Here is a 20547-nt window from a genome sequence, read left to right on the forward strand (position 1 = left end):
GCGCTCAGCCGGTCAGCTCGCCGCGCAGACCCGGGGTGAGGACGTGGCCGACGCGGCCGACGAACAGCTCCATGTGGTACGCGGCCACGCTCAGGTCGCAGTCCGGCTCGGTCAGCACGCCGAGCAGCGAGCCGTCCCCGGCCTGCATCACCACCAGGCAGCCGTCCTCCATCGCCACCATCGTCTGCTTCACCCTGCCGCCGTCCATGACGTCCGCGGCCCCGTTGGTGAGCCCGCCGATGCCGGAGACCACGGTGGCCAGTTGCTCCCCGGCCGACGCGGACTGCGGCGGGGCGGCGAGCAGGAGGAGCCCGTCGACGGAGACGACGACCACGGACCGTACGCCGGGCACCTCCGCGGTGAAGTTGTCGAGCATCCACCGCAGGCTGCTGATGGTTTCCCGGTGGTCCTGTGCGCTGTTCACGTACTGGCTCCCTGCTCCTTCGCGTCCCATGTCCCGGCCTCGGCGGCGGCGGCCCGCCGCCCGTCCCGAGACCCCTGCTGCAACCCCCCGAGCAACCGCCGCACCTCCCGCGCGTCCACGCCCCGCCGCTCGGCCTGCGCGGGCACGGCGACCACGGCCCGCACCGGGGCAGCGGGCCACCCGCCGGCGGACTCGGCGCCGCGCTGCGGGGCGGCGGCACGGGCGGCCGGAGCACCGGCGGCCGGACCGGGGGCGGCGACCCGCCCGGCCGGTACGGGGCTGAGCGCGGCGGGGCCGGTGGCGGGGTTGCCGGTGACGGCGTTGCCGGGGTGGAGGACCGCCGGGTGGCCGGGCGCGGGGTGGCCGGGCGCGGGGTGCTCGAACGCCGGGTGGCCGGGGGCGGCTTGGGCGGTCGCCGTGTGCTCGGCGGGCGGGTGGCCCGCGGCAGCGGCAGCGGCGACGGGCGCCGGGTGGCCGGGTGCCGGGTGGCCGGGTGCCGGGTGGCCGGACGAGGCGTGGGCGGGCGCCGGTTGGCCGGGCACCGCGTGGCTGGGCACCGCACCGTGCACCGCCGCACCGGCGGTTGCCCCGGCGCCGGCCGGCACGGGGGTGCCCGTCGCCGTACCGTGCCGCAGCGGCGCCACCGCGCCGCCGGAGACCGTGCTGCCGGGCTGGCGCCGCGGCAGCATGCCCGCCTCGGCGCGCACCCATCCACCGGTCCGCGGTGCGACGGCGGGCCGGGCCGACGCGAACGGCGGAGTCGCGGGCCGTACGCCCCCTTCGGGCGGCGGGCCGGAGCGCTGCGCCCCGACCCGTACGGGCGCCGCACCCCCGGCCGGCCGTACGGGCGCCGCACTCCCGTCCCGTACGCCCGCGGCCCCCGCGTCCGTTCCCGAACCCGGCACCGGCCGGGTGCCGTACGCAGCCGCCGTGCTCTCCCGCTCTGCGCCGCCTGCCGCGCGCACCGGCACGGCATGCCCCGCACCACCGGCCGCCGCAGCGTCACCGCCACCCGCACCAACGCCGCCGGTAACGCCCACCGCACCGGCCGCGCCACCGACGGACCCGGCAGCGCCACCACCGACCGCACCGACTCCCGCGAACCCCGCGGCACCGCCACCGTCGACCGCGCCATCTGCCGCGCCGCCCACCAACAGCCGCCCCGGCAGCCGCACTTCCGCGTCCACCCCCCGGTCCCGCGGCCGCAGTTCCACGCCCACCCCGTGCCGCGCCGCCAGCCGCGCGACCACGTACAGCCCCAGCCCCAGCGCCTCCCGCGGCGCCGGGCCCGGGTCGGTGTCGGCGAGCCGGACGTTGAGGTCGTCGACCCGGCCCGCCGGGCTGATGCCGATGCCCTCGTCCCGTACGACGAGCAGCAGGTCGCCCGTCCCCAGCAGCCGCCCGGTCAGCAGCACTTCGGACTCCGGCCGGGAGCAGGACGTGGCGTTCTCCAGCAGCTCCGCCAGCAGGTGGCTCGCGTCGCCGGAGGCGAAGCCCGTGACGTGCACCTGCGGCAGGTCGGGGGAGAGCACCACCCGCTGGTACGACTCGATCTCGCCGACCGCCGCGCGCAGCACGTCGATCAGCGGGACGTTCGCGCGCCGCGTGCCGCGGTGGTCGGCGCCGGCGAGCACCAGCAGGTTCTCGCTGTGCCTGCGCATGCAGGCCGCGAGGTGGTCGAGCCGGAAGAGGGTGTCCAGCGTGCCGGGTTCCTGCTCGTGGGCCTCCAGCTCGTCGATGAACGACAGTTGGCGCTCGACCAGCCCCAGCGTGCGGCGCGACAGCCCGACGAACGTGCCCTGGACGCTGGCCTGGAGCCCGCCGATGCGCTCGGTGAGCGCCGCCCGCTCGCGCAGCAGCGAGTCGCGCTCGACGACGTGGTTCTCCTTGGCGGCCGCCAGCTCCGCGCGGGCGGCGGCGAGTTCGGCCGCCTGCTCCGCGGCGGCCTCGCCGGTGCCCGTGCCGGCGCCGTCGGGGGCGCGTACGCCGCGCGCCGCGTAGACGACGACGCCCACGGCCAGCACCGCGCACAACGCCAGCAGCACACCGTGCACTTGCAGCGCGCTCGCCGCCTGCGCCCGCTCCTCCGGGTCCGCGCCGCTCACGCCGCGGAGCGCGCCGACCAGGCCGGGCGCGCCCGCCGCGAGCACCGCGGCACCGACGACGAGGTACGCCGCCTTGGCGCGCGGCGACGTGCGCGGCGCGGGGTGCGCACCGCGACCGTGTCCGGCGCCCCTGCCCTCCTGCCGATCCGGCTGCACGGGGGTCCGCAATGGCCCTCCTTCGACTCTTTGTCCCGCGGCGCCATGTCCTTGCATTTCGGACTGTTGGTGGCTGAGTCCGGTTGCGCCTAGGCCCGCGGGTCGACCTTGGCAGCAGGTGTCCTATGCAGGCGGACTTTGCCCCGGTGCTCACTCGAACGAGCGAACATGTTTTGCCAGGGTGCCGCCGGTCCTTCCGCTCGGCGTCACGGGCCGCGCGGCCCGTACGGGCAGACTGGGATCATGCGCATCGAACTGGCCAGCGACCCCGCCGCGCCCCCCGCCCCGAACGAGGACTACGCCGCCGTGGCCCTGCCCGCCTCCGGCACCGGCGGGGCGGTGGTGGTGCTGGACGGCGTGACGCCGCCGCGGGACGGTGACACCGGCTGCGTCCACGGGGTGCCGTGGTTCGCGGCGCGGCTCGGCGGCGCGTTCCTGGAGCTGGCGGGCGCCCGGGAGACGCCGCTCGCGGACTGCCTGACGGCGGCCATCCGCCGCACCGCGGCGGCCCACGGCCCGGCCTGCGACCTGAGCCACCGGCGGACGCCGCAGGCCACGGTGGCGGCGGCGCGGTGGGACGGTGGGACGGTGGAGTACCTGGTGCTGTGCGACGCGGCGCTGCTGCTGGAGGCGCCGGACGGTGCGGTGCGGCCGGTGCTCGACCTGCGGCTGTCGCAGTTGCCGCGCAGCCGTCCGGCGGAGGAGATGCGGAACGTCGAGGGCGGTTTCTTCACCGCCGCCGCCGACCCGGAGGTCGCCGCGCGGGCGGTGGTGGGCAGCGTGCCGCGTACGGAGGTGGCGGCGCTGGCGGCGCTCACGGACGGGGTGACGCGATGGACCGAGGTGTTCGGCTTCGGCGACTGGACGGCGCTGCTCCAGCGGGTGCGGAAGGCGGGGCCGCAGGGCGTGGTGGCGGAGGTACGGGCGGCGGAGGCGGCGGACGCGGACCGCAGCCGCTACCGCAGGGGGAAGGTGCACGACGACGCGTCGGCGGTGCTGGTGGAGCTGTGACGTTTGACGACTGACCGCTGACAGATGACGGACGATGTCAGGTGACAGGCCACAGGCGCGTCCGGACAGCCCGCGGCCCGGGCGGCTGGGGAAGCTGCCCGGGCCGAACGGAGGCGCAAGAAGGGGCGGTACGGACTCACTCGGTGCCGAACGCGCGGCGCAGAACCCCGACGGCCTGCCCGATGGCGGCGTCCGCGGCGTGGGTCTCGCGCAGGGCGTTGAGCATCACGAAGTCGTGGATGACGCCCTGGTAGCGGGCGGCGGTGACCGGCACCCCGGCCTGGCGGAGCTTGTTCGCGTACGCCTCGCCCTCGTCCCGCAGGACGTCGGCCTCGGCGGTGATCACGAGCGCCGGCGGCAGGCCCGTGAGCTGCTCGCTGCTCGCCCGCAGCGGCGAGGCGGTGATCTCGGCGCGCTGCGCCTCGTCGGTCGTGTACTGGTCCCAGAACCACTCCATCGCGTCGCGCCGCAGGAAGTAGCCCTCCGCGAACTGGCGGTACGAACCGGTGTCGAAGCTCGCGTCCGTGACCGGGTAGAACAGCACCTGCTGCACCAGCGGTACGTCCCCGCGCTCCTTGGCCTGGAGCGTCAGGGCCGCCGACATGTTGCCGCCGACCGAGTCGCCGGCGACGGCGATCCGTGCGGGGTCGAGGCCGTTGGCGGCGCCGTCGGTGACGATCCACCGGGCGACCGCGTAGTTCTGCTCGATGGCGACGGGATAGCGGGCCTCGGGCGACAGGTCGTACTCGGGGAAGACCACCGCGGCCCGCGCGCCCACCGCCAGCTCACGCACGAGCCGGTCGTGGGTGTGGGCGTTGCCGAAGACCCAGCCGGCGCCGTGCAGGTAGAGGATCACGGGCAGCTCCCCCGCGGCACCCGCGGGCCGGACGATCCGGGCCCGCACGGAGCCGGTCGGCCCGCCCTGCACGGTGACCCACTCCTCGGCGACCTCGGGCTTCTCGATCTCGCCCGACTGCACCTCGTCGACGGTCTTGCGGCCCTCGGCGGGGCCGAGGTCGAACAGGTACGGCGGGTTGGCGGTGGCCCCGGCGAAGGCCGCGGCGGCGGGCTCCAGGACGGGAGCGGCGGGGGTGTACGCGGCGGTCTTCTGGTTCTCGGACATGGCGGGTGCTCCTCCGGGGGTCGGTCCCTCTCGATGCCCATAACACTAGAGCACGATTACCTTGCACGCAAGTCAATCGCTTATTATTAACTTTGGAGCTCCCTGACGGGTACGATGACGGTACGCGCAGAGAGAGGGGCCCGTATGGGGACCACCGACACCGCGGCCGAGGCGCCGGGGACCGAGGACGAGTTCCGCAAGCTGGACGAGTTCATGTGCTTCGTCCTGTACTCCGCGCAGCGCGCGGTCATGAACGCGTACCGCCCGCTGCTCGACAAGCTCGGCGTGACCTACCCGCAGTACCTGGTGCTGGTCGCGCTCTACGAGAACGGCCCGTCGCTGGTGAAGAGCCTCGGCGCCGCGCTGCACCTGGACTACGGGACGCTGACCCCGCTGCTGAAGCGGCTGGAGGCGAACGGGCTGGTAACGCGGCGGCGCCGGGCCGACGACGAGCGGCTGGTGGAGGTGTCGCTCACACCGGAGGGCACGGAGCTGCGCCGGAAGGCGAACGTCGTGGTGCCGTCGCTGGACGAGGCGATGGGACTGACGGCGGAGGAACAGGAGCAGGCGAAGGCGCTGCTGCGGGGCATGACGGCGAATCTGGCGGCACACGGCTGACGGGAGGCGGCAGCAGCGCCGGGGCACCCGGGACGACGCACGAAGCCGCCCGGGACGGCGCACGAGGAAAGCGCGCCGGGACGGACGCGGCCGAGGCGGCGGCAGCCCGCCCGTAGCACCGCCCGCCCCTACCGCCGTGCGCCGCCGCCCCCGCCCGCGTTCAGCTCGTTGAACCGCCCCAGCAGCCGGGCGAGTTCGGCGACCTCGGCCGGGTCCCAGCCGGCGAGCTGCTGGACGTACTCGGCGTGCCGCGCCCGCCGTACGCTCAGCACCCGCCGCCGCCCTTCCGCCGTCAGCCGTACGAGCGCCGCCCGGCCGTCGGCGGGGTCGGGTTCGCGGTCGACGAGGCCCAGTTCTTCGAGGGCGTGGAGTTGCCGGCTGACGGTCGCCTTGCCGATGTTGAAGTAGCCGGCGAGTTCTGTGGCGCGCCGCCCGGCGCCCTCCAGTTGGGCCAGCAGGGCGTACGCGCCGGGTTCGAGCCCGGGGTCGACCTGGCGGGCCATGTCCGCCGCGATGCCGCGGGCCCGGCGGTAGAAGACGGCGAGTTCCCGCTCCAGATCGAGGAAGACGTGGTCCACACCATTTTCCTCGTCCGCCTGCTCGCCTCCGGGGGTTTCGGCCTTGTGCACGTCAGGGGCCCTTCTGGCTTTCCACGGGCTGAAAGTTTTCTTCAGAAGCGACAGAAGCCGCAGCTCCCCCAGTATTTCGCAGGCGTAGACCAAAGGCACCTGCCGGATCCTCTTTCGCTCCCACGCGCATGCGCTTACCTTCGGCGCAGCAGATAGTGACATGGCCACACCAAGGGCCGGGTCAAGGCCCCGCAGGCGTACGAGGACGGGCCACTGCCGCCCCGCCGCTCCCGCCACACCCCAGAGCCGGCAGCACCACACGCCCGGCACCTCCTCCCCTCCGCCTACCGGCACCACCGGAATCACGGCTTACCGGAACCACGGCACCACCGGTACCACCGGCAAATCCGGCACCACCGAGGAACCCCCACACCCGGAGGAACGCATGTCATCCGCAGTCCGCACCCGCCGGCGCATCGGGCGCCGCTCCCTCGCCGCCGCCACCGCCGTCGCGGCCACCTCGCTCTCCCTCGTCGTCGGCCTGACGAGCCCCGCCGCCGCGGTCGGCGACCGGCTCAACCCCAACCCCCGCGACCTGGAGCGCGGCGAGGCGTACATGGGCGCCGGCATCCGCCTCCACGAGGGCACCGGCGCCCCCGCCGGGTCGGCCGGCGCGGCCGGCCAGGAGGCCGGCCCGCTGGCGACCGTCGAGGGCGTCGACGTCTCCAGCCACCAGGGCAACGTCAACTGGTCCACGCTCTGGAACGCCGGCAACCGCTTCGCGTACGTCAAGGCGACCGAAGGCACCAGCTACAAGAACCCGTACTTCGCCCAGCAGTACAACGGCTCGTACAACATCGGGATGATCCGCGGCGCGTACCACTTCGCCCTCCCCAACGGCGCGAGCGGCGCCGCCCAGGCCGACTACTTCGCGAGCAACGGCGGCGGCTGGTCCCGCGACGGCAAGACGCTGCCGGGCGTGCTGGACATCGAGTACAACCCGTACGGCGCCACGTGCTACGGCCTCAGCCAGGCGTCGATGCGGAGCTGGATCAGCTCGTTCCTGACCCGCTACCGCGAGCGCACGGGCCGGTACGCGGTGATCTACACGAACACCAACTGGTGGACCCAGTGCACCGGCAACTACGGCGGCTACGCGGGCAACCACCCGCTGTGGATCGCCCGCTACGCCTCTGCGCCGGGCACGCTGCCGGCGGGCTGGGGCTTCTACACCTTCTGGCAGTACACCTCGACGGGCCCGACGGTGGGCGACCACAACAAGTTCAACGGCGCCTACGACCGCCTCCAGGCCCTGGCCAACGGCTGACCCGCCCCTTCAACCCCCGCCGGTCCCTCCGGAGCTGCTCCTCCGGAGGGACCGGCGGTCACCCGTTCCCGGGCAGACACCCGGCGGCAACGAGAGCCTCCCGCAGGTCGACCACCATGCCGGGGGTGACGTCCTCGACGGGCAGGGGAAACCAGAGCAACGCGCCACCCGCACGTGCGGCGGCCTGGACACCGTGGGGGAGTCCGGCGCGCTCGATGCCGTCGGTGTACGGGGGCCCGAGGTAGGTGATCCACCCGACCTTGGGGCTGACCTTCATCCGGTTGCCCTGAGCGTCGCGTTGTCCGCGGGTTCCGCACAACGCGTGGTCTGGACGCCAGATTTCGGCAACCCAGTGCACGGCCTTGCGCATCGCACCCGGGTCGTAGAGCCCGTCCGGAGCGTGCTCCGGCAACGGCAGGGAGAGGGACACCGCGTTCCCCAGACGCGGGATCGCGCTCTCGCCGGCCCGGAAGCTCAGGCTTGACATCCCGTCCGGGCCGGGTCCGCTGTGATAGTCCGGGAACCGGTTGCTGTGAAACCAGAGGTTGTAGCCGACACCTTCACCGGACCGTTTCCCGGAGTTTTCCCACCTGGTCTCGACGGCCGTGTCGTGGAGCCATGGCGATTCGGGGTCGACGGGTTCCTCGCGGTCCTCCCACCACCAGGTGCTGAGCTCCTGGTGCACGTCGCCCAGGGCTCGCATCGTCTCACCGATGCGGGCGGCCACTTGCTCCGCGCTCTCCTCGCGGGCACCCCAGTAAGCCCCGAGGTGGAGGGCGCCGGATGATGGCGCAGTCACGTTGGCAGGGCCCCCTCAGGGTTTGTGGACAACGTCGATCGGGATGCCCTTTTCATCGAACAGATCTCGGTACGTCTGATAGGTCTTCCTGTCCGTGACAACGTAGCGGACCGGTTCGTCTCCCGCTGCTCCGAGAGCCTCCTGGGCCTTGGTGATCTCCTTCTTCTCCATGAACTCGTAGAACCTGCCGTCCGCCCTGATCAGGCTCGAATAATTCGCCTTCGCGTCGATCAGGTGCCCGTCCTCGAAGTTGTCCCACCGCTTGCCCCCGTACTCGTACGACCACGGCCACTTCACCCCCGTCGCCTTCATCCTGCGCCTCCGCCGTCTCGACCGACATCGACTCCCTCGTCTTGTCCGACCACCTCCCCGGCCCGCGGTCCGGCGGTGGCGGGCGGTGCGGGCGCTGGCCCTCGGGGGTGTTCTGGATCCAGGTCTTCGCGTACAGCCGGCCCTCGTCCAGGGACCTCGCCCCGTACGTGCCGAACGCGTAGCTCCCCGAGTACGCCGACACCGCCGCCCGGTCCCCCGCCAGGGCCCAGGCCGCGCCCGGGCCGCCGGGCGTCCGCATGCCCACCATCATCAAGGTGAGTTCCGCCCCGATATCGGTGGCGCCGTCGAGGGTCTGCGCCGTGATCCCCGCCGCGGTCTCCAGCGTGCCGTCCAGGATCCCCTTGACCTGGTCGCGGTAGTGCAGCGCCGTCTCCCACCAGGCCGGGTCCCGCCCGCCCGGCATGGTGTCGGGCGGCCGGACGTCCCCGCGGACGGCCCGGATCAGGTAGTCCTTCAGGGCGCCGCGCAGTTCTTCAAGGAACGTCGCCAGTAGGCCCTCGAAGTCGGTCTTCGCATCCTGGGCCGCCCTGTAATGCCGGGAGAGCCGGTCGGCAGCCTCCTCCGCCGACTCCTGCTGCCGGCCGCGCTCCCGTAAGTCCCACGGGTCCGCGCGCCCACCGCGGCGCTCCAGCGTCTTCTTCTGCTCGTCGTACTCCGCGACCTGCTGCATCGCGGCCGACATCCGCCCCGTTTCCATCCGGGCCTTCTCAAGTGCCTCGTCGGCCCGCTCCTGGATCGGCCGTACCGCCCTGATGAAGACGTCGAGCGCTTCTCCGGCAACCCGGTAGCCCCCGCCCTCGCGCTCCAACTGCCCGTGCATGAAGGCCAGCCGGCCCAGGAGCGCCTTCTTCCAGTCACCCGCCAGGCCGGCTTCTTCCACCCGCACGATCAGGCTGTAGGTGCGGTTCGAGGCGCGCCAGGCGTCGTCTTCGCGCTGGGTGCAGAACTTCCTGAACTTCCGCAGGGTCTCCAGCTCGACCGGTACCGGGTCTCCCGGCAGGCCCACCACGGTCCAGCCGGTCGGCCTGTCTCCCACGTGCGCCCTCCGCTCCCCCCGCCGTGTTGCCGAAAGCCCGTCCGCGACCGAACACTAGGGGGAGGCACCGCGGCCGAACGAGTCGTAATCAGGGCAAGGAGGCGCCGTGGGCGACAAGTTGACGATCAGCTCGGAGCAGTTGGCGGAGGTGCGCATCGCGTTGCGCCGTACGCTGCCGCGCGACGCCTCCCGGCCGCCCGAGCCGGAGTCGGGCGCGGTCGGCGGTGAGGAGGCGTCGGACCTGCTGGGGCGGCTGATGATGCTGGGGTCGACCATCGTCGAGGGCAGGGAGCTGGCCGTCACCGAACTCGCGGACCGGCTGACCATGAGCGAGATGCAGACCTGCATCACCGACCAGGCGCTGGGCCGCGCCTTCGTCTTCACCGAGGAGTGAGCGGCGCCGCGGGCGGTCCGCTCAGCGGACGACGGTCTGGATCTCCTGCACCGTCACGTCGTACGTGGTCTCGAAGACGCCGTCCGGCAGGTCGCCGCCCGTGTCGCCCGAGCCGGTCCAGTCGACCTCCCAGGTGACCGACGCCTTCAGCCCGTACGAGCCGCCGGCCTCGCTGGAGCGCCGGTATGTGATCGCGCACGCCGGCATCGTCCCGGCGTCCCCGCGCCGGTAGGGCTCGCCGACGCTGCCGTCTTCGCCGATCCCGATGGCGGGACGCGGATGCGTGTCATCACCGAGTCCTCACTCGTCGCATGAGCCGCGCTTCCCGTTCACCCCCGCGACCTGCCACACGTCGTCGTCGCTCTTCTGCAGCGTGAGGTCGTACTGGACGACGTCTCCCGGCTTCGCGGCGGACAGCACCTTTCCCGATTCGCGCTCGACGGTCTCCACTCCGCTTTCGTCCGCGCAGTAGCGAAGCGATCCGGTGGTCCCGTTGTCGTGCACCTCGACGACCGGCGACCGGAAGCGCACTTTCCCCTCGACGGTGGCGTTCGCGTCCTTGAAGCCGTCGATCCAGTCCTGGGTGTCCGTCCAGGCACCGGTGCCCTTGACGTGGTAGGACGCCACGTACTCGGAGTCCGGGTTCGGCGGATCCTGCGTGATCGCCTCGTACGTCGCACGCTCGCTCTGCGCGCCGGAGTCCAGCACCGCCTGTTCCTCCGGGTCGTCCGGCTCCCAGTCCTTGAAGACCAGTTCCACGCTCCCCGGCAGCTCGATCTCCGGCCCCGCGTCCTCCGGCTCCGCGTCCTCCGGGCCCGCGTCCGGCTCCGTCGGCAACGCGGCCGGGCTGCTCTGCCCCGCGCCCTCGATCTTGTCGTCCGACGACGGCGAGTCGTCGCCCCCGCACGCGGTGACCAGCAGGGTCGCGGCGGCGAGCGCCGCGGGGGTGGTGGCTGAGCGGTGATGACGGACCAGGATCGACGCCAGTGACGATTCGGGTGCGTTGGGTGACGGGACGCTGCCAACGCCCGGACAGTTCCGGCACCCGGTCCCGTACCGGCGAGAACGCACGCCGAACGGCCCCTCCCGGGTGGGTGGTCGGGAGGGGCCGTGCCTAGGGGGCGGGGGGGCAGGGGACGGGCGGATCCGCGGGTCGGGCCGTCAGGCCCTCGGTCACGCCGCCACCGGCACCTCCGGGTCCGCCGCCTGCGCCGTGGCGCCGGCCGGGGTCAGGGCCAGTTCCAGGACGTGGCGGACGTCGGAGACCGGGTGGACCTCCAGCTTCTCCAGCACCTCGGCCGGGACGTCGTCCAGGTCCGGCTCGTTCCGCTTCGGGATGATCACCGTGGTGACCCCCGCCCGGTGCGCCGCCAGCAGCTTCTGCTTCACGCCGCCGATCGGCAGCACCCGGCCCGTCAGCGACACCTCACCGGTCATGGCGACGTCCGTGCGCACCTGCCGGCCGCTCAGCAGCGACGCCAGTGCCGTCGTCATCGTGATGCCCGCGCTCGGCCCGTCCTTCGGGACCGCGCCCGCCGGCACGTGCAGGTGGATGCCCCGGTCCTTCAGGTCGGCCACCGGCAGTTCCAGTTCCGCGCCGCGCGAGCGCAGGAAGGAGAGCGCGATGTGCGCCGACTCCTTCATCACGTCGCCGAGCTGACCCGTCAGGGTCAGTCCTGAGGCGCCCGACTCGGCGTCGGCCAGCGATGCCTCGATGTAGAGGACGTCGCCGCCCGCGCCCGTCACCGCCAGGCCCGTCGCCACGCCCGGGACCGCGGTGCGGCGGGACGCGGGGTCGGTGGCGGACTCCGGGGTGTGGTGCGGACGGCCGATGAGCGGGCGGAGTGCGTCGACGCCGACCGTGTACGGCAGCTTCGCGTCGCCCAGTTCGTGCTGCGCCGCGATCTTGCGGAGCAGCCGGGCGAGGGCGCGCTCCAGGTTCCGTACGCCCGCCTCGCGGGTGTACTCGCCTGCCAGCTTCCGCAGCGCGTCGTCCGCGACGGCGACCTCGCCGGCCTCCAGACCCGCGCGCTCCAACTGCCGTGGCAGCAGGTGGTCGCGGGCGATGGTGACCTTCTCGTCCTCGGTGTAGCCGTCGAGGCGGACCAGTTCCATCCGGTCCAGCAGCGCCTCGGGGATGGCTTCGAGGACGTTCGCGGTGGCCAGGAAGACGACGTCCGACAGGTCCAGTTCGACTTCCAGGTAGTGGTCGCGGAACGTGTGGTTCTGCGCCGGGTCCAGGACTTCGAGCAGGGCCGCGGCCGGGTCGCCGCGGAAGTCGGAGCCGACCTTGTCGATCTCGTCCAGCAGGACGACCGGGTTCATGGAGCCGGCCTCCTTGATGGCGCGGACGACGCGGCCGGGCAGCGCGCCAACGTACGTACGCCGGTGGCCGCGGATCTCCGCCTCGTCCCGGACGCCGCCGAGGGCGACCCGGACGAACTTGCGCCCCATGGCCCGCGCCACGGACTCGCCCAGCGACGTCTTGCCGACGCCGGGCGGGCCGACGAGTGCGAGCACGGCGCCGCCGCGCCGGCCGCCGACGAGGCCCAGGCCCCGGTCCGCGCGGCGCTTGCGCACGGCCAGGTACTCGGTGATGCGTTCCTTGACGTCCTCCAGGCCCGCGTGGTCGGCGTCCAGGATCTCCTTGGCGCCGGTGATGTCGTACGCGTCCTCCGTGCGCTCGCTCCACGGCATCTCCAGGACGGTGTCGAGCCACGTCCTGATCCAGCCGCCCTCGGGCGAGGCGTCGGAGCTGCGCTCCAGCTTGCCGACCTCCTTCAGGGCCGCTTCGCGGACCTTCTCGGGCAGGTCGGCGGCCTCGACCCGGGCGCGGTAGTCGTCGGACTCCTCGCCCTCGGGCTCGCCGTTCAGCTCGCGCAGTTCCTTGCGCACGGCCTCCAACTGGCGCCGCAGCAGGAATTCGCGCTGCTGCTTGTCGACGCCCTCCTGGACGTCCTTGGCGATGGACTCGGCGACGTCCTGCTCCGCCAGGTGCTCCTTCAGCAACTGCGTGGCGAGCTTGAGCCGGGCCACCGGGTCGGCGGTCTCCAGCAGCTCCACGCGCTGCTCGATGGTCAGGAACGGCGAGTAGCCGGAGTTGTCGGCGAGCTGGCCGACGTCGTCGATCTGCTGTACGCGGTCCACGACCTGCCAGGCGCCGCGCTTGCGCAGCCAGTCGGTCGCGACCGCCTTGTATTCCTTCGTCAGTTCCGTGACGGCGCCGGGAACGGGGTCGGGAACGGACTCCTCGATCTCCGTGCCCTCCACCCACAGCGCAGCCCCGGGCCCGGTGGTGCCGGCGCCGATACGGATCCGGGCGACGCCGCGGATCAGCGCACCGGGGTCGCCGTCGGCCAGCCGGCCGACCTGCTCGACACGGCCGAGGACGCCGGTGCCCACGTACGTGCCGTCGACCCGCGGGACGAGCAGCACCCTGGGTTTGCGTCCGCTGCCGCGCGCCGCGGCCTGGGCGGCCTCGACCGCGGCCCGCACCTCGCGGTCCGAGAGGTCGAGCGGCACGACCATGCCGGGGAGCACGACCTCGTCATCGAGCGGCAGGACGGGCAGGGCCAGCGGCGTGTCAGTGCCGGACTCAGTAGCCATTGATCTCCCCTTCGGCATGCAAGTTGAGTTACATGCGCTCAACCCGAAGGGGTCCCGGGTTGTTCCCGGCCGTCTGTTCGCTGTCAGCGATCGGGCAGGATGGGGCCATGAGCAGCGAGAACGACACGGCGGGCGCGGTGACGCTCGACCGCAGGTCCGGCCCGTACGGGGAGGTCGTGCTGCGCCGGCGCGGGGCGCACCACGAGATCATCGCGAACGGCGTCTTCCTCATGGACACCTCCGACGGCCGCTCCGAGCGGCTGCTGATCCGGGCCGCCGCCGAGGCGCTGGGCCCCGCCCCGGCGGCGCCCGCGGTGCTGATCGGCGGGCTGGGCGTGGGCTTCTCGCTCGCCGAGGCGGCGGCGGACCCGCGCTGGGGGCGGATCACGGTGGTCGAGCGCGAGCCGGCGGTCATCGAGTGGCACTCCGGCCCGGCGTCCGGGGCCCCGCCGCTCGCGCACCTCAGCGGCGGGGCTCTCGCCGACCCCCGCGTCGGACTCGTCGAGGCCGACCTCCTCGACCACCTCGCCACCGCGCCGCACCGCTACGACGCGGTCTGCCTGGACATCGACAACGGCCCCGACTGGACCGTCACCGAGGGCAACTCGGGCCTCTACGCCCCCGCCGGCCTTGCCGCCTGCCGTGACCGCCTCACCCCCGGCGGCGTCCTCGCCGTCTGGTCCGCCCGCCCCTCCCCCGGCTTCGAGGCCGCCCTGCGCACCGCCGGCTTCACGGACGTACGCACCGAGGAGATCCCCGTACGCCGCGGCGCCCCCGACGCCGTCCACCTCGCCGTCCGCCCGCCGGACGGCGAGGCGGACGGCGAGCGGGACGGCGCGTAGGGAACCCCGGGCGGGGGCTCCCCGTTCCCCGTAGCCGAGGCGTGTCACCTCCCCATACGCTGCTAGCTGAACCGGAGGGCCTACGGGGAAGAGACGGCGAGGGCCACGAACACATGGCAGACAGACAAGCCCTGAACGGCCGCGCCGACCACGCGGCCGCAGTGACGCCCGGTGCCCAGCGCAGGGTGCTGGTCGTGGAGGACGACCCGACCATCGGGCAGGCGATATCGGCGCGGCTGCGCGCCGAGGGCTTCCAGGTACGTACGGCAGGGGACGGCCCGGCCGCGGTGGCGACTGCCGCGGAGTGGGCGCCCGACCTGCTCGTGCTCGACGTGATGCTGCCCGGCTTCGACGGGCTGGAGGTGTGCCGCCGGGTGCAGGCCCAGCGGCTGGTGCCGGTGCTGATGCTGACCGCGCGGGACGACGAGACGGACATGCTCGTCGGCCTCGGCGTCGGCGCCGACGACTACATGACCAAGCCCTTCTCCATGCGCGAGCTGGCGGCGCGGGTGCACGTGCTGCTGCGCCGCGTGGAGCGCGCCACGCTGGCGGCGGGCGCCGCCCGGGACGACACGCTGCGCCTGGGCGAGCTGGAGATCGACCACACCGAGCGGCGGGTACGGGTCGGCGGGGACGACGTGCATCTGACGCCGACCGAGTTCGAGCTGCTGGCGTGTCTGGCCAACCAGCCGCGGGCGGTGCTCTCCCGCGAGCAGCTCCTGGTGGAGGTCTGGGAGTGGGAGGACGCCTCGGGGACACGGACGGTCGACAGCCACATCAAGGCGCTGCGCCGCAAGATAGGCGCGGAGCGGATCCGTACGGTGCACGGCGTGGGGTACGCGCTGGAGACCCCCGTCACATGACGGTGCCGGACGGCGGTGCGGAGCCCGGCTTCTGGCGCCGGGTGTGGGAGGCGCTGCGCCCGCTGGACCCGGTGCGGTCGGTGAACGCGGCGCTGGGCGCGCTGGTCATCGGTTCTGTGGTGATCGCCACCGGGCTGGTGTGGGTGGCGATCCGCTCCTCCACCGAGGTCCGGCTGATCACGGTGTTCTCGCTCATCGCCTCGCTGCTGATCACCCAGTTCGTGGGCCAGCGGCTGACGTCGCCGCTGGTGCAGATGACCGCGGTCACCCGGGCCATGGCGCACGGCGACTACACCGCCCGGCTGGCCACCCGCCGCCGGGACGAGTTCGGCGAGCTGGCGCAGACGTTCAACCGGATGGCGGCCGACCTGCAGTCCGTCGACCGGCACCGCAAGGAGCTGGTCGCCAACGTGTCGCACGAGCTGCGCACCCCGATCGCCGCGCTGCGCGCGGTGCTGGAGAACGTGGTCGACGGCGTCTCCGAGGCCGATCCGGACACGATGCGCACCGCGCTGCGCCAGACGGAGCGGCTGGGCCGGCTGGTGGAGCAGTTGCTCGACCTGTCGCGGATCGACAGCGGGGTGGTGCCGCTGCGGCTGCGGCGGTTCGCGGTGGAGCCGTACCTCGCGGGCGTGCTGAAGGAGGCGCACTTCGGCACCGGCGCGCACGGCACGGCCGGCACGGCGGAGGGGGACGGCGACGTCCCCGGCCCGCGCGGGCGCGGCGACGTCCGGCTGCACCTGGACGTCTCGCCGCCGGAGCTGTCCGTACGGGCCGATCCCGAGCGGCTGCACCAGGTGATGGCGAACCTGATCGACAACGCCGTGAAGCACAGCCCGCCCGGCGGCCGGGTCACCGTGCGCGCCCGCGCCGGCGCGCAGCCGGACGCGCTGGAGGTGGAGGTGCTCGACGAGGGCCCCGGCATCCCCGCGGCCGAGCGGCACCGGGTCTTCGAGCGCTTCAACCGCGGCCGGGAGAACGGCGTGCTCGGCGACCACGGGGCGGACGGCGGCGGCACCGGGCTGGGGCTGGCGATCGCGCGCTGGGCGGTGGGTCTGCACGGCGGCCGGATCGGGGTGGCCGAATCACCCCGTGGCTGCCGGATCAAGCTCACCCTTCCGGGTTAACGCTCGTTCGGCACTTGACCTACACTTGACCTTGGCCGGGCGCGGTAACGGACCCGCAACGGCGGCAGAGCAGCCGGTGAACGGCCCGGTACGAGGACGGGACGCGGCGCCACCGCCTCGATGCCCCCATGCCGCACGCAGGCAAACTCTCTTTATTTCCCGCCAAATCCGGGATCCAAACCACGTTCGCATTGTGACTTACGCGACCTCCGGCGGGTGCGGCCTGCACGTACCAGCTCCAGGGGCGTAGCCTTGTTTTCCGCTGTCCATCACCTTGTGAAGCGGAAGAGGGCGGTTGCCGCCGTGTCGTCACAGTCCCCTAAGAGCAGCTCGTCGAGCGTCCGTACCGAAGAGCCCAGCCAGGGCCGGGACCCTGCTGCCGCCTTCGGTCCCAACGAGTGGCTCGTCGACGAGATCTACCAGCAGTACCTCCAGGACCCCAACTCGGTGGACCGGGCCTGGTGGGACTTCTTCGCCGACTACAAGCCGGGCACCGCCGGCGGGAACCAGGGGGCGGCGACGCAGACGGCGCAGCCCCCGTCCGCCGCGCCCCCGGCCCAGGCGGCCCCCGCCCAGGCGGCGGCTCCGGCAGCCGCTCCGGCCCAGGCCCCCGCCGCGCCGCCGCAGCAGGCCCCCGCGCCCGCCGCGCCGCCGGCCGTCGACGGCCGGCCCGTGGCCCAGCCGCCGGCCAGGCCCGCGGCCGCCGCGCCCGCCCCGCCGGCGGCGAAGCCCACCGAGAAGCCCGCGGCCAAGCCGGCCGCGAAGCCCGCCGCCGCGGCGCCCGCGGCCGGGGGCCCCGAGCTGGTCACCCTCCGGGGCCCCGCCGCCGCCGTCGCCAAGAACATGAACGCCTCGCTGGAGCTGCCGACGGCCACCTCCGTCCGCGCGGTCCCGGTGAAGCTCCTCTTCGACAACCGCATCGTCATCAACAACCACCTGAAGCGCGCCCGCGGCGGGAAGGTCTCCTTCACGCACCTCATCGGGTACGCGATGGTCCAGGCGATGAAGCTGATGCCGTCGATGAACCACTCCTTCGCGGAGAAGGACGGCAAGCCCACCCTGGTCAAGCCCGAGCACGTCAACCTCGGCCTGGCCATCGACCTGGTGAAGCCCAACGGCGACCGCCAGCTCGTCGTCGCGGCCATCAGGCAGGCCGAGACGCTCAACTTCTTCGAGTTCTGGCAGGCGTACGAGGACATCGTCCGCCGCGCCCGGTCCAACAAGCTCACCATGGACGACTTCACCGGGGTGACGTGCTCGCTCACCAACCCCGGCGGCATCGGCACCGTGCACTCCGTGCCCCGGCTGATGCCCGGCCAGTCCATGATCCTCGGCGTCGGCGCGATGGACTACCCCGCCGAGTTCCAGGGCACCTCCCAGGACACCCTGAACAAGCTGGGCGTCTCCAAGGTCATGACGCTCACCTCGACGTACGACCACCGCGTCATCCAGGGCGCCGCCTCCGGCGAGTTCCTGCGGATCATGAACCAGTTGCTGCTGGGCGAGAACGACTTCTACGACGAGGTCTTCAAGTCCCTGCGCATCCCCTACGAGCCGGTCCGCTGGCTCCGCGACATCGACGCCAGCCACGACGACGACGTCACCAAGGCCGCCCGGGTCTTCGACCTGATCCACTCCTACCGGGTCCGCGGCCACGTCATGGCCGACACCGACCCGCTGGAGTACAAGCAGCGCAAGCACCCCGACCTCGACGTCACCGAGCACGGCCTGACGCTCTGGGACCTGGAGCGGGAGTTCGCCGTCGGCGGCTTCGCCGGCAAGTCGATGATGAAGCTGCGCGACATCCTCGGCGTACTGCGGGACTCGTACTGCCGCACCACCGGCATCGAGTACATGCACATCCAGGATCCGAAGGAGCGCAAGTGGATCCAGGAGCGCGTGGAGCGCCCGCATGACACCCCGGAGCGCGAGGAGCAACTGCGCATCCTGCGCCGGCTGAACGCCGCGGAGGCGTTCGAGACGTTCCTGCAGACGAAGTACGTCGGCCAGAAGCGCTTCTCGCTGGAGGGCGGCGAGTCCGTCATCCCGCTGCTGGACGCGGTCATCGACGCCGCCGCCGAGTCCCGCCTCGACGAGGTCGTCATCGGCATGGCGCACCGCGGCCGGCTCAACGTGCTGGCGAACATCGTCGGCAAGTCGTACGCGCAGATCTTCCGCGAGTTCGAGGGCAACCTCGACCCGAAGTCGATGCACGGCTCCGGCGACGTGAAGTACCACCTGGGCACGGAGGGCACCTTCACCGGCCTGGACGGCGAGCAGATCAAGGTCTCGCTCACCGCCAACCCCTCCCATCTGGAGGCCGTCGACCCGGTGCTGGAAGGCGTGGTCCGCGCCAAGCAGGACATCATCGGCAAGGGCGGCACGGACTTCACCGTGCTGCCGCTGGCGCTGCACGGCGACGCCGCGTTCGCCGGCCAGGGCGTGGTGGCCGAGACCCTCAACATGTCGCAGTTGCGCGGCTACCGCTGCGGCGGCACCGTGCACGTCGTCATCAACAACCAGGTCGGCTTCACCGCCCCGCCGGAGTCCGCGCGTTCCTCGATGTACGCCACGGACGTGGCCCGCATGATCGAGGCGCCGATCTTCCACGTCAACGGCGACGACCCCGAGGCCGTCGTGCGCGTCGCACGGCTGGCCTTCGAGTACCGCCAGGCGTTCAACAAGGACGTGGTCATCGACCTCATCTGCTACCGCCGCCGCGGGCACAACGAGGGCGACAACCCGCAGTTCACCAACCCGCAGATGGTCGAGCTGATCGACAAGAAGCGCTCGGTGCGCAAGCTCTACACCGAGTCGCTCATCGGCCGCGGCGACATCACCATGGAAGAGGCCGAGCAGGCGCTGCAGGACTTCCAGGGCCAGTTGGAGAAGGTCTTCACCGAGGTACGGGACGCCACCGAGACGCCCGCGCCGGCCGAGGTGCCGCCGCACGCGCTGCCCGGCTTCCCGGTCGCCGTGGAGACGGCCGTCTCCGAGGAGGTCGTCAAGCGGATCGCCGACTCCCAGGTCAGCCTGCCCGACCAGGTCTCCGTGCACCCGCGGCTGCTGCCCCAGTTGCAGCGCCGGGTGTCGATGGTCGAGGACGACACGATCGACTGGGGCACGGGCGAGACGCTGGCGTTCGGCTCGCTGCTGATGGAGGGCACCCCGGTCCGGCTCGCCGGCCAGGACTCCCGCCGCGGCACGTTCGGCCACCGGCACGCGGTGCTCGTCGACCAGAAGACCGGCGAGGACTACACCCCGCTGAACTACCTCGCCCCCGACCAGGCCCGCTACAACGTCTACGACTCGCTGCTCAGCGAGTACGCGGCGATGGGCTTCGAGTACGGCTACTCGCTGGCCCGCCCGGACTCCCTGGTGCTCTGGGAGGCGCAGTTCGGCGACTTCGTCAACGGCGCGCAGACCGTCGTCGACGAGTTCATCTCCTCCGCCGAGCAGAAGTGGGGCCAGTCCTCCGGCGTCGTGCTGCTGCTGCCGCACGGCTACGAGGGCCAGGGCCCGGACCACTCCTCGGCCCGTATCGAGCGGTTCCTGCAGCTCTCCGCGCAGAACAACATGACCGTCGCGATGCCCACCCTGCCGTCGAACTACTTCCACCTGCTGCGCTGGCAGGTCCACAACCCGCACCACAAGCCGCTCGTGGTCTTCACCCCGAAGTCCATGCTGCGGATGAAGGCGGCGGCGTCGCGGACGGACGAGTTCACCTCGGGCGGCTTCCGGCCGGTCATCGGCGACGACTCGGTCGAGCCGGCGGCGGTCCGCAAGGTCGTCTTCTGCTCCGGCAAGGTCTACTACGACCTCGACGCCGAGCGGCAGAAGCGCGGCGCGCAGGACACCGCGATCATCCGGCTGGAGCGGCTGTACCCGCTGCCCGGCGCGGAGATCCAGGCGGAGCTGGCGCGCTACAGCGGCGCTTCGACGTTCGTCTGGGCCCAGGAGGAGCCGGCCAACCAGGGCGCGTGGCCGTTCATCGCGCTCAACCTGGTCGACCACCTGGACCTGATCATCGGCTCCGGTCCGGTGCCGAACGCCGACCGGCTGCGCCGGGTCTCGCGCCCGTCGTCGTCCTCGCCGGCGGTCGGCTCGGCCAAGCGCCACCAGGCGGAGCACGCCCAGTTGATGGCCGAGGTCTTCGACCTCTGAGTCCCCGCGGTGGTACGGACCGGGCACCCGGTCCGTACCACCGCGCAGAA

General features: G+C 72.8%; 17 protein-coding genes. 8 read left to right on the top strand and 9 right to left on the bottom strand.

Annotated features, from left to right (window positions below; all coding sequences use genetic code 11):
- Window positions 1–4: 4 nt before the first annotated feature.
- Together CXR04_RS10730 and CXR04_RS10735 are read right to left on the bottom strand one after the other, a co-directional pair.
- Window positions 5–424, bottom strand: coding sequence for a roadblock/LC7 domain-containing protein (locus tag CXR04_RS10730; RefSeq protein ID WP_101421620.1), 420 nt, complete (start codon window positions 422–424; stop codon window positions 5–7).
- Window positions 421–2697 (bottom strand): ATP-binding protein, encoded by a 2277-nt coding sequence (locus CXR04_RS10735; RefSeq protein ID WP_101421621.1) that lies wholly within the window; start codon window positions 2695–2697, stop codon window positions 421–423. Before CXR04_RS10735 ends, CXR04_RS10730 begins: the two co-directional genes overlap by 4 nt.
- Window positions 2698–2928: 231 nt before the next feature.
- On the opposite strand from CXR04_RS10735, the gene CXR04_RS10740 reads away from it, so the two are divergent.
- On the top strand, window positions 2929–3696 hold the full coding sequence (locus tag CXR04_RS10740) for a protein phosphatase 2C domain-containing protein (protein WP_101421622.1): 768 nt from the start codon (window positions 2929–2931) through the stop codon (window positions 3694–3696).
- A gap of 136 nt (window positions 3697–3832) precedes the next feature.
- Here the strand turns inward: CXR04_RS10740 and CXR04_RS10745 are convergent, their stop codons facing one another.
- Window positions 3833–4819 carry an alpha/beta hydrolase gene (locus CXR04_RS10745; protein ID WP_101421623.1) on the bottom strand — a complete coding sequence of 329 codons (987 nt, stop codon included), beginning with the start codon at window positions 4817–4819 and terminating at the stop codon, window positions 3833–3835.
- Window positions 4820–4963: 144 nt separating this feature from the next.
- Between CXR04_RS10745 and CXR04_RS10750 the strand changes: the two genes are divergently transcribed.
- Window positions 4964–5437: a MarR family winged helix-turn-helix transcriptional regulator gene (locus CXR04_RS10750; RefSeq protein WP_101421624.1), complete on the top strand. Its 474-nt coding sequence runs from the start codon at window positions 4964–4966 to the stop codon at window positions 5435–5437.
- Between the two features lie 128 nt (window positions 5438–5565).
- Here CXR04_RS10750 and CXR04_RS10755 read toward each other — a convergent pair whose 3' ends face one another.
- The gene (locus CXR04_RS10755) at window positions 5566–6015 is read right to left on the bottom strand and encodes a MarR family winged helix-turn-helix transcriptional regulator (RefSeq protein ID WP_101421625.1); all 450 of its coding nucleotides are present in this window, start codon (window positions 6013–6015) and stop codon (window positions 5566–5568) included.
- Window positions 6016–6451: 436 nt separating this feature from the next.
- On the opposite strand from CXR04_RS10755, the gene CXR04_RS10760 reads away from it, so the two are divergent.
- Entirely contained in the window at window positions 6452–7333 is an 882-nt protein-coding gene (locus CXR04_RS10760) for a lysozyme (RefSeq protein WP_101421626.1), read from the top strand.
- Between the two features lie 58 nt (window positions 7334–7391).
- Here the strand turns inward: CXR04_RS10760 and CXR04_RS10765 are convergent, their stop codons facing one another.
- Together CXR04_RS10765 and CXR04_RS10770 are read right to left on the bottom strand one after the other, a co-directional pair.
- On the bottom strand, window positions 7392–8132 hold the full coding sequence (locus tag CXR04_RS10765; protein WP_324841423.1) for an Imm52 family immunity protein: 741 nt from the start codon (window positions 8130–8132) through the stop codon (window positions 7392–7394).
- Window positions 8133–8184: 52 nt separating this feature from the next.
- Window positions 8185–9501: a hypothetical protein gene (locus tag CXR04_RS10770; protein ID WP_101421628.1), complete on the bottom strand. Its 1317-nt coding sequence runs from the start codon at window positions 9499–9501 to the stop codon at window positions 8185–8187.
- A gap of 106 nt (window positions 9502–9607) precedes the next feature.
- Between CXR04_RS10770 and CXR04_RS10775 the strand changes: the two genes are divergently transcribed.
- Window positions 9608–9895: a hypothetical protein gene (locus CXR04_RS10775; RefSeq protein ID WP_101421629.1), complete on the top strand. Its 288-nt coding sequence runs from the start codon at window positions 9608–9610 to the stop codon at window positions 9893–9895.
- Between the two features lie 21 nt (window positions 9896–9916).
- Here CXR04_RS10775 and CXR04_RS10780 read toward each other — a convergent pair whose 3' ends face one another.
- The 3 genes from CXR04_RS10780 to lon form a co-directional block, all read right to left on the bottom strand.
- Window positions 9917–10102 carry a hypothetical protein gene (locus tag CXR04_RS10780; RefSeq protein ID WP_234380162.1) on the bottom strand — a complete coding sequence of 62 codons (186 nt, stop codon included), beginning with the start codon at window positions 10100–10102 and terminating at the stop codon, window positions 9917–9919.
- A gap of 93 nt (window positions 10103–10195) precedes the next feature.
- Window positions 10196–10966 carry a hypothetical protein gene (locus CXR04_RS10785; RefSeq protein WP_234380163.1) on the bottom strand — a complete coding sequence of 257 codons (771 nt, stop codon included), beginning with the start codon at window positions 10964–10966 and terminating at the stop codon, window positions 10196–10198.
- A 102-nt stretch (window positions 10967–11068) separates the two neighbouring features.
- On the bottom strand, window positions 11069–13501 hold the full coding sequence (lon, locus tag CXR04_RS10790) for an endopeptidase La (protein ID WP_101421630.1): 2433 nt from the start codon (window positions 13499–13501) through the stop codon (window positions 11069–11071).
- A 107-nt stretch (window positions 13502–13608) separates the two neighbouring features.
- Here lon and CXR04_RS10795 point away from each other — a divergent pair, with 107 nt between their 5' ends.
- The 4 genes from CXR04_RS10795 to CXR04_RS10810 all read left to right on the top strand — a co-directional run bounded on the left by CXR04_RS10795 (window position 13609) and on the right by CXR04_RS10810 (window position 20497).
- Window positions 13609–14343 carry a spermidine synthase gene (locus CXR04_RS10795; protein WP_101421631.1) on the top strand — a complete coding sequence of 245 codons (735 nt, stop codon included), beginning with the start codon at window positions 13609–13611 and terminating at the stop codon, window positions 14341–14343.
- Between the two features lie 113 nt (window positions 14344–14456).
- Window positions 14457–15206 carry a response regulator transcription factor gene (locus CXR04_RS10800; RefSeq protein WP_101421632.1) on the top strand — a complete coding sequence of 250 codons (750 nt, stop codon included), beginning with the start codon at window positions 14457–14459 and terminating at the stop codon, window positions 15204–15206.
- Window positions 15203–16333, top strand: a complete 1131-nt coding sequence (locus tag CXR04_RS10805; protein WP_101421633.1) for a HAMP domain-containing sensor histidine kinase — start codon at window positions 15203–15205, stop codon at window positions 16331–16333. Before CXR04_RS10800 ends, CXR04_RS10805 begins: the two co-directional genes overlap by 4 nt.
- A gap of 303 nt (window positions 16334–16636) precedes the next feature.
- Window positions 16637–20497: a multifunctional oxoglutarate decarboxylase/oxoglutarate dehydrogenase thiamine pyrophosphate-binding subunit/dihydrolipoyllysine-residue succinyltransferase subunit gene (locus CXR04_RS10810; protein WP_159072303.1), complete on the top strand. Its 3861-nt coding sequence runs from the start codon at window positions 16637–16639 to the stop codon at window positions 20495–20497.
- Window positions 20498–20547 lie beyond the last annotated feature (50 nt).

It is taken from the genome of Streptomyces sp. CMB-StM0423 (assembly GCF_002847285.1).
Lineage (GTDB): Bacteria > Actinomycetota > Actinomycetes > Streptomycetales > Streptomycetaceae > Streptomyces.

Bases quoted from the DNA above. Each gene is read 5' to 3' on its own strand.
- CXR04_RS10800 (WP_101421632.1), top strand. From the start codon at position 14,457: ATGGCAGACAGACAAGCCCTGAACGGCCGCGCCGACCACGCGGCCGCA.
- CXR04_RS10760 (WP_101421626.1), top strand. From the start codon at position 6,452: ATGTCATCCGCAGTCCGCACCCGCCGGCGCATCGGGCGCCGCTCCCTC.
- CXR04_RS10745 (WP_101421623.1), bottom strand. From the start codon at position 4,819: ATGTCCGAGAACCAGAAGACCGCCGCGTACACCCCCGCCGCTCCCGTC.
- CXR04_RS10740 (WP_101421622.1), top strand. From the start codon at position 2,929: ATGCGCATCGAACTGGCCAGCGACCCCGCCGCGCCCCCCGCCCCGAAC.
- CXR04_RS10750 (WP_101421624.1), top strand. From the start codon at position 4,964: ATGGGGACCACCGACACCGCGGCCGAGGCGCCGGGGACCGAGGACGAG.
- lon (WP_101421630.1), bottom strand. From the start codon at position 13,501: ATGGCTACTGAGTCCGGCACTGACACGCCGCTGGCCCTGCCCGTCCTG.
- CXR04_RS10795 (WP_101421631.1), top strand. From the start codon at position 13,609: ATGAGCAGCGAGAACGACACGGCGGGCGCGGTGACGCTCGACCGCAGG.
- CXR04_RS10805 (WP_101421633.1), top strand. From the start codon at position 15,203: ATGACGGTGCCGGACGGCGGTGCGGAGCCCGGCTTCTGGCGCCGGGTG.
- CXR04_RS10780 (WP_234380162.1), bottom strand. From the start codon at position 10,102: ATGCCGGCGTGCGCGATCACATACCGGCGCTCCAGCGAGGCCGGCGGC.